Source organism: Pseudonocardia alaniniphila, from assembly GCF_022524485.1.
Lineage (GTDB): Bacteria > Actinomycetota > Actinomycetes > Mycobacteriales > Pseudonocardiaceae > Pseudonocardia > Pseudonocardia alaniniphila.
In genome coordinates, this window is the sequence record NZ_JAKXMK010000046.1 from 73410 (window position 1) to 82166 (window position 8757).

Here is an 8757-nt window from a genome sequence, read left to right on the forward strand (position 1 = left end):
GAGGGGGCACCATCCGGGCGACGACGCGTCAACCGGGCACGCACCGCGTCCGGCAGGAGATCAACCACGCCGGAACTGTAGAGGCGTCAATCATCCAACCGGGCGGGGCCCGGTCCGGCCGCACAGATCGTCAGAACAGCGGCCATGGCCGTTCACCACCCGTTCGGGCGCCGTCCAACGCCCTGATCGCACCACCTTCGTGTGCATCTTGTTGCCAGAACGTGGCTTCCCCGCAATCGGCCCCGTTCGTGTTCATGGGGGAGCTCCTGACAGCATGCGGCTGTGACTGACGTGTCCGGTGCCGTCCGGGAGGACGACACGGCGCCGGCCGGAGAGGCGGCCGACCACGCCGGCCCCTCCGGTCCCCCGCAGCCCGCCCCCCGCAGGGGACGGGGCACCGCCCTTCTCGCCGGCTTGGCCGCACTTGTCGCCGTCGTGTGCGCGGCACTGCTGCCGTTCGCTCCCGTCTCCGTCTCCGAGCCCACGGTGAGCTGGCCGGTCGATCCGACGCACCCCGAGTCGACGCTGCTGTCGCTGACGGCGTACCGGCCGCTGACCCTCGACGTGCGGTTCAGCTGCGACGCCGTGCGCGCCGCTGAGGCAGACGGCGGGGTCGTGCTGTCGACCGCGGCGCCGGAGTCGCCGGTGGCAGGCACCACCGGGATGATCGTGACGGTTCGCGAGGGCCGCGTGCGGGTGGGCGCCTTCGACCGGCTCCTGCTGGACGACCCACTACCGGCGGGCCCGTGCGAGTACCGGATCACCGGCGACAGCCGCGGGCTCCCCGCCTTCGTCCGGGACGACCCCGACCCCGCCGACCCGGACGCCCCGGATCTCTCCTCCTTCGCCCACCGCGACAACGCCGAGCTCACCATCAGCCGCGACGGCACCGAGCTCGTACGCACTCCCGCGGTGGAGCTGCCCGACGTCGACGTGCTCGCCACCGACGCGACAGTGCTGCCCTCAGGCGGGCTCACCGTCTCGATGCGGGCGGACGACGAGTTCACCAGCAGTCCCACCGCCGTCAAGAGCGCGCTGATCTGGACACTGATCGCAGCCCTGCTCGTCTCCGCTGTGCTGCTGCTGCGCCTGGACCGGATGACTCCGCGGGTGCCGCGCGTGTGGCGGCTGGGATGGCCGCGGATCGTGGACTTCCTGGTGCCCGCGGTGATCGTCTTCTGGATGTTCGTGGCCCCGGCCACCGACGACGACGGCTACTACGCGGCGATGGCCCGCAACTCGGTGCTGTCGGGCGACGTCGGCAACTACTTCCAGCTCTACGACCAGAACTTCACCCCGTTCACCTGGTTCTACCAGTCGCTGGGCTGGTGGCAGCAGTTCGCCGGCAACGCGCCGGTGATGCAGCGCATCCCGGCGGCGGTGTTCGGGATCCTCACGTGGTTCGCGCTGCGGCGGTTCGTCGTCGCCGCGATGAACGACTGGGCACCGCACCGGCGCGGGGTGCGGATGATCGCCCACGCCGTGCTCGCGGTGACGTTCCTGTCCTGGTGGGTGCCGCAGGACATGGGCGTGCGCCCCGAGACGGTCGTGGCGCTGTGCGGCGCGGCCACGATGCTCGCCGTGCTCGCCGCGAGCCGCAGGCGCCGGCTCTGGTTCGCCTGGCTCGCCTTCGCGCTGGCCGGGCTCGGCTTCGCGACCCACCCCACGGGGTTCACACTCCTCGCCCCGCTGATCGCGGGGCTGCCGCTGCTCTGGCCGGTCGTCCGGGTGACGGGCGACCGGATCGGCACGGCCCTGCGTGTCCTGGCCGTCGCCGCGGGCGGCATGGTCGCGCCGTTGCTGGCCTTCGCCGACGGCGGGCTGCGGGACTTCATCCGCGGGCAGACGATCTTCCTCTCGCTGCAGGGGCAGGAGAACTGGACCACCGAGATCCAGCGCTACACCTTCCTGTTCTCGCAGATCGCGATGGGTAACTACGCCAAGCGGGCCGCCGTGCTGGTGTGCATCGTCGCGCTCGTCTGGTTCGCGGTGCTCGCCGTCGCGGCCCGGGCCCGCCGGGTCACCGTGCCGACTCCGCTGTGGCTGTCCGCTTCCACCACTGCACTCGCGTTTGCCGCGCTGTGGCTCACCCCGTCGAAGTGGACGCACCACTTCGGTGCGCTCGCCGGCGTCGGTGCGGTGTTCCTGGCGCTGTTCCTGGTGATGGCGGTGCCGCTCACGCGGCGGGTGCTGCAGGGCTCGAGGCTGTCGATCGGCGTGCTGGTCGCGGCGGCCGCCACGTTCGTCGTCACGATCACGCTGGCCTGGCACGGCCCGAACCAGTGGGCGTACGCCTGGCTCGAAGGTGCCCACCGGCCGGAGCTGCCGCCCGCGGTGAAGAACATCTCGCTGGACCGTCCGCTGCTCTGGGCACTGGTCATGGTCGTCGCGGCGCTGATCGGCGGGCTGGCCGCACGCCTGCTCGGCAGAGGCGATGTCCGGCTCGGGGCGCTGCGCGCGGTGCCCGCCGTCGTGCTGATCTCCCTGTTCGGCACCACCGTCTACACCGTCGGCACGTTCGGCGAGGCCGCCGTGATGGGCGTCCCCCGGGAGTCGATCTGGGCGCAGGGCTTCGCCGACCCCGCAGGCGAGCACTGCGGGGCGGCAGGCGCCGTGCGTGTGCTCGACCCGTCGACGGCGTCGACGCTGCCGGTGGCGGCCGGTCTGCCGGCACCACCGCCCCCCGACGGCTTCGAGCCCGGTGACGGCTTCTACATCGGCGACCCGCCACAGGGGCCCGCCGGCGCGGAGGTCTGGGGCAGTCTCCTCTTCCGCAACGGCCACGGCGCCGAGCGCAACTTCGGCGACATGACCACCTCCTGGTACTCGCTCCCGTCGGGAGTGGAGGGCGGTGCCGCCACCACCGTGCTGGCGGCAGGCAGGCTCGAGGAGGGCAACAGCCTCACCGCGGTGTACGGCCGCAGCTCCGGATCAGAGGTAACCCGGGTCGGCGAGCAGGAGCTCACCGACACTGCGACCGAGTCGTCGTGGCGCACGTTCGTCCTGGCGCCGCCGCCGGAGGCCGACGTGGTGCGGCTCGAGGCGGTCGACGCGACCGGGATGGTCAACGGCTTCGTGGCCTTCAGCGCCCCGGCCGTCCAGCAGCCGACCGTGCTCTCGGACTACCTGCCGGCCGACGCACCGGTGGCACTGGCGTGGCCGCTCGCGTTCGCGTATCCCTGCCAGCGCCAGCCTGCGATGGTCGACGGCATCACCGAGGCACCCGAGTACGCCGTGCTGTGGGGCGACGGGGGCGCGCTCTCGGGCTTCGCGGACGGCACCTGGGTGCCCTCCCGCGGCGGCGCGTTCGCGCAGGTGCCACGCACCCAGGGCGTGCAGCAGCTGGCTGTGGTGGGCGGGGCCGACCCGCACATCCAGGTGTACTCGTTCAGTACCCCGCTCGCCCGCGCCGCCTACACCGTGACGGAGACGACCCGCACGGTGTCCGGCGCGTCCACGGCCACCGGGACCGGCCCTGCCCCGCAAGAGTGAGCCGGCATCCCCCGGCCCGGGAAGGTAACCGGCTCCCCATAGGCTGCCCGCGTGCTCACGCCCGCACGGTCGGTGACACCGCCCGAGCCGGACAGTCCTCGGAAACCGCAGCCCGGCGGTCGTGGCAGCCATGACGTGACCCCACCCCTGCGCACATCGCGCGGGCCGCGCCACGCCGTGTTCGTCCTGGGACTGATCACCGTGCTGGCCGCTGTGGCGTTCCCGTTCGCGCCGGTGCACCAACCCGACGTCCGCTACAGCTGGACGGCATCGGACGGGCCTGCCGCTATCCCGCTCATGCCGTACCAGCCGGTCGATCTCACCGCCACGGCGAGCTGCGCCGTAGCTCGCGTCGACGGCGGACCCGGCGGCCCCCCGGTGAGCCGGGAGCTGCTCTCCACGGTGCCTCTGCGACCCGACGCCACGGCCGAGCCACTGTACGGCCTGCGACTCACCGCCTCCGGCGACGAGGTGCGGGTCATGAGCGCGGGCGTGGATCTCGGTGCCGTGCCCCTCCCGCGGGGCGCGTGCACCCTCACCGTCCACTCCGACCCGGAACGCACGGAAGTACTGGTCGACGACACTCCGGTACTCACCCGCACCGGCGACGTGCGACCCGACGTGGCCGGCGCGTTCAGCGACGTGCAGACCGGCGTCACCCTGTCGCTGCGCACCGACACCCGCTTCCAGACCACCATCTCCGCGATCAAGACCGCGCTGGCCGTGGTGTGCGTCCTCGGGCTGCTCGGCATGCTCGTGGCGCTGCGCCGCGCCGACCGCGCGGTCACCCCGCCGGTGCGGTTGCTCCCACGCCGCTGGTGGCGGCCGCGCCCGGTCGACGGCGCGGTCGTCGCACTGTTGGGGGTCTGGTGGCTCGTGGGCGCGATCACCGTGGACGACGGCTATATCGCGGGCATCGTCCGCAGCATCGGGAGCAACGGGTTCATCGGCAACGTCTACCGCTGGCTGAACGCGCCGGAGGCCCCGTTCAGCTGGTTCTACGACGTCTACTACGCCTGGTCGCTCATCTCGCCCTCCACGTTGTGGATGCGGCTGCCGTCGGTCCTGCTCGGGCTGCTGTGCTGGTGGCTCCTCTCCCGGCTCGTGCTCCCCCGCCTGGGCCGCTTCGCCGCAGGGCGAGCCGCGCCGTGGCTCGCCGCGCTGGCGCTCGCCACCTGGTGGGTGCCGCTCAACCTCGGGCTGCGCCCGGAGCCGTGGGTCGCCGTCGGCACGCTCGCGGTCTTCCTCGCCGTCGAACGGGCGGTGGCCTGCCGCAGGATCACGCCGCTCGTCGTCGGCCTCCTGCTCGCGGGCGTCACCACCGCGGTGACGCCCGCCGGACTGATGGCGTTCACGCCGTTCCTCGCCGGCGCGCTGCCCGTGCTGCGGCTGCTGCGCGCCCGCCGCGACCTGCACGTCCTGCCGGTGCTCACCGCGATCGTGGCCGCTCCGGCCGCCGCGGTGCTGCTGATGGTGACCGACCAGAGCCTCGCCGGGATGCTCGAGGCCACGAGGGTCCGCACGCTGATCGGCGGCGGGATGCCGTGGTACCAGGAGTACGAGCGCTACTCGGCGCTGCTGGCGCCGGGATCATTCGAGGGTTCGATCGGGCGGCGCGCCGCGGTGCTCCTCACGCTGCTCGCAGCGGCGGGTGTGCTGTGGGCGCTGCGGGGATCGCGCACCGGCATCGCCACCGGCCCGGCGCGTCGACTGGTGCTCGGCTTCCTGCTCTCCCTGGCCACGCTGACCGCCAGCCCGACGAAGTGGACCCAGCACTTCGGTGACCTCGCCGGCTACGGGGCAGCAGTGCTGGTGCTCGGGATGGTGGCGTGGTCGGCGGCGGCACCGCGACAAGCGAACGTGGAGCGCCCGTCCGCTGCGCAGGCGTGGGTACCGCGAGGACTGCTGGTGCAGCGCCCGGTCTCCCTGCGCGAGCAGCCACATCGGATGCTCACCGCCCTCGGTGCGGTGACGGTGGTCGGGGCGTTGGTGCTGGCCGGCTACAACATCTGGCCGTACGCGAGCAACTGGTTCACGCCGAGCTTCTCCACCACGCCCCCACAGCTGGCGAACATCCCGGTGGCCACCATCGCCCTCATCGCAGGCGGCGTGGGTGTGGGCGTGCTGATCGTGCGGTCGGCGTGGCTGCGCGCAGGCGGGGCCACCGGTGTCGCCGTGCCGCGCTGGGTGCCCGGCCCCACGCCTCTGGTCGCCCTCCTCCTCGTGGTCGTGCTGGCCCTGCAGGTGCTGAGCTTCGTTCGGGTGGCCGTGGCACACCGCGACAGCTACACGCTCGCCTCCGACAGCATCGCCACGCTGCGCGGCGAACCCTGCGGGCTGCAGCGGCTGCTGTCCGTCGAGACCGACCCCGTGGACGGGCTGCTGCCGATCGCCGCCGGCTCACCGACCGGCCGCACCCTGCCCGTCGACGTCGGGAGGAGCACGATGCCGGGCATCGCGGTCGCCGGCCGCATGACCACGGCCTGGTTCCGGCTCGATCCGCAACAGCGTGCCGGCGCCCTCCCCGTCGTCGTCACGACCTCGGGTGAGACCCAGCCGGGCGACGTGCTCACCGTCGAGTTCGGGGTGGGCGACCGGGTGATCGAGGGCCGGCCCGTCACCGCCGACAGCCTCGGCCCGACCGACCACCGCCAGATGGCGCCGCCAGAGGCCGACACGGTGCGGCTCGCTGTGAACGCACCCAACGCGGGCCCGCGCTCGCCTGCCGTCGCGTCGCTCCCGCGGGTGCCCCGGCTCACCCCGATGACCGAGGTCCTGCCGCCGGGCACCAACGCGATCCTCGACTGGCCGATCGCGTTCCTCTTCCCCTGCCTCACCCCCGAGCCGTTGCCACTCGGCACCGCCGGGCTCGCGCAGTGGCGCGTCGGACCACCGGCGTCCGATCCGTCCGCGGGAATCACCTATTCGGCTGGTTTCGGCGGTCCTTTCGCAGCACCCCGGCTCATCGTCACCGAGCAGCGGATGCCCACCTACCTGCAGGGCGATCCCACCCGCGACGCCGCGCAGCTCTACCGGTGGAATGTCGAGGAACCGCTGGCCAGGCCCGTACCGGTCATCACCGACCGCACGGTGGCAGGGTGGGAGCGCAACGGTCACGCGCGGGTGCCCGGACTCGATCCTGTGGGCTGACCCCCGTCGGGTCCGGCCCTCCGCTTGCTCCACAATGAGCCCACCAGCAACGCCCCCGACCGAGGACGAGGACGGCCGACTCCATGCTTCGGATACCGGAAATCACGGACACGGCGGTGCCACTGCACCCCGACGCCGAGCTCGCGGAACCGGAGTCGACGGCCGACGGTCTACGGTCACGCCTCGTCGTCCAGCGCGGACTGTTCTTCGGTCCCTCGGCCCGAGTCCCGGAGGACCTGTACTCGGTCGTCGACAAGGGCGCCGCCCGTCGCGAGCGCACCCGCGTCACACTCGAACCGAACACCCGTGTCAGCACCAACACCTACTTCGGCCGGCTCCACGCCACCTACTGGCAGCGGTGGACGGACGTCCGCGAGATCGAGGTCCAGGCGGTCGTCAGCGGCACGGGCCGGGTGCGCCTGATGGCCTCCGACACCAACAAGGTGTGGCGCATCGTCGAGGCCCATGAGGTCCAGGACACCGACGAGCGCACGATCCGGCTGACGGGGCCTGTCGACCGGTTCATCGACGGCGGCGGCATGTGGCTGGAGCTCACCACCGAGACCGGTCAGCTGACGGTGTCGGACGTCCGGTGGACCGTTCCCGACGCCCGCCCCGGTCTGCGCACCGACGTCGTGATCTGCACGTACAACCGGGTGGAGGACTGCCTCAACACGCTGGCGGCCATGGCCTCCGACCCGCAGGCCCTGAGCTGTGTGGGCGCCGTGCAGGTCGTCGACCAGGGCAGCGACCCGCTGGAGTCCCGGCCCCGGTTCGCGGAGATCGCCGAGGCGCTCGGCGAGCGGCTGCGCTACGTGCGCCAGCCCAACCTCGGCGGTGCAGGCGGGTTCACCCGCGGGCTGTTCGACGCCACGAAGGGCGACCCCGAGGATCACGCCGACGTCCTGCTCATGGACGACGACGTGCTGCTCGACCCCGAGATCATCGTCCGGCTCACCGCGTTCGCCGCCAACACCCGCCACCCCACGATCGTGGGCGGGCAGATGCTCAACCTGCTGCACCCCGCCCACCTGCACATCTCCGCCGAGTACGCCGACCCGGAGCTGCTGCAGGTCGGCATGCCCGTCCCCGGTGCGCTCCGCGAGGCGTACCTGCTCGGGATCGACGAGCGGCAGCTGCCGATCAACCAGGAACGCCGCGTCGACACCGAGTACAACGGCTGGTGGTCGTGCCTGATCCCGGCCGAGATCGTGCGGACGATCGGCTATCCGCTGCCGCTGTTCTTCCAGTGGGACGACATCGAGTACGGCTACCGTGCCCGTTCCCACGGCTTCCCGACCGTCGCCCTGCCCGGAGCCGGCGTATGGCACGCCGACTTCGGGTGGAAGGACTGGGACGAGTGGCACCGGTACTTCAACATGCGCAACGGCCTCATCACCGCGGCGCTGCACACCGACTTCTCGATTCGGCGCATCACCAGGCGCCTCGGGCAGCTGCTCTCGCAGTACGTGATCAGCATGCAGTACGGGCTGTCGGCCACACTGCTGCAGGCCGTTGAGGACTTCCTCGACGGCCCCGAGATCCTGCGCGACGGCTCGGCTGCCGCGGCCGCCGAGATCCGGCGGATCCGGGCCGGCTACGAGGAGACGGCCATGCGCCCGGTCTCGGAGGTACCTGACGACTTCCGCGAGCTGCAGGTCATTCGCGCCGCCAACCCTCCCGGCAGCGAGCGCCTCACGTGGATCAAGCGCGCCGCGTACCTGCTCACCGACCGGTCGGTGCACCGCACCGGGTTCGTCCCCGCGGGCGACGCGCACTGGTGGCACGTCTCCACGTTCGAGCGCGCCGTGGTCACGGACATGTCCGAGCAGGGCATCCGGGTACGCACCCGCGACAAGGAGCTGGCCCTGCAACTCACGAAGCGTGCTGCGCGCACCTTCCGCCGCTTCGTGAAGGAGGGCCCCACGGCCGCGCGGCGCTACCGCGCGGAGATGGGCAACCTCACCAGCAGGGCGAACTGGGCACGGCTCTACGGCCTCGACGACTAGGAGCGCGCTGAACGACTCGGCCCTACTGCGCGGCGCCCTCGCGGCGTTGTCGTCGGGCCCGATACAACAGCGGTATCGGCCCCTCCTCCGCCTTGCGATCGCCCGG

The 8757-nt window shown here is 72.2% G+C and carries 3 protein-coding genes; all 3 read left to right on the plus strand.

Annotated features, from left to right (window positions below; translation table 11 throughout):
• Window positions 1–282 precede the first annotated feature (282 nt).
• The 3 genes from MMF94_RS38595 to MMF94_RS38605 all read left to right on the plus strand — a co-directional run bounded on the left by MMF94_RS38595 (window position 283) and on the right by MMF94_RS38605 (window position 8651).
• Window positions 283–3492 (plus strand): arabinosyltransferase domain-containing protein, encoded by a 3210-nt coding sequence (locus MMF94_RS38595; protein WP_241042433.1) that lies wholly within the window; start codon window positions 283–285, stop codon window positions 3490–3492.
• Between the two features lie 135 nt (window positions 3493–3627).
• On the plus strand, window positions 3628–6642 hold the full coding sequence (locus tag MMF94_RS38600; RefSeq protein WP_241042434.1) for an arabinosyltransferase domain-containing protein: 3015 nt from the start codon (window positions 3628–3630) through the stop codon (window positions 6640–6642).
• A 116-nt stretch (window positions 6643–6758) separates the two neighbouring features.
• The gene (locus MMF94_RS38605; protein WP_241042435.1) at window positions 6759–8651 is read left to right on the plus strand and encodes a glycosyltransferase; all 1893 of its coding nucleotides are present in this window, start codon (window positions 6759–6761) and stop codon (window positions 8649–8651) included.
• Window positions 8652–8757: the final 106 nt, after the last annotated feature.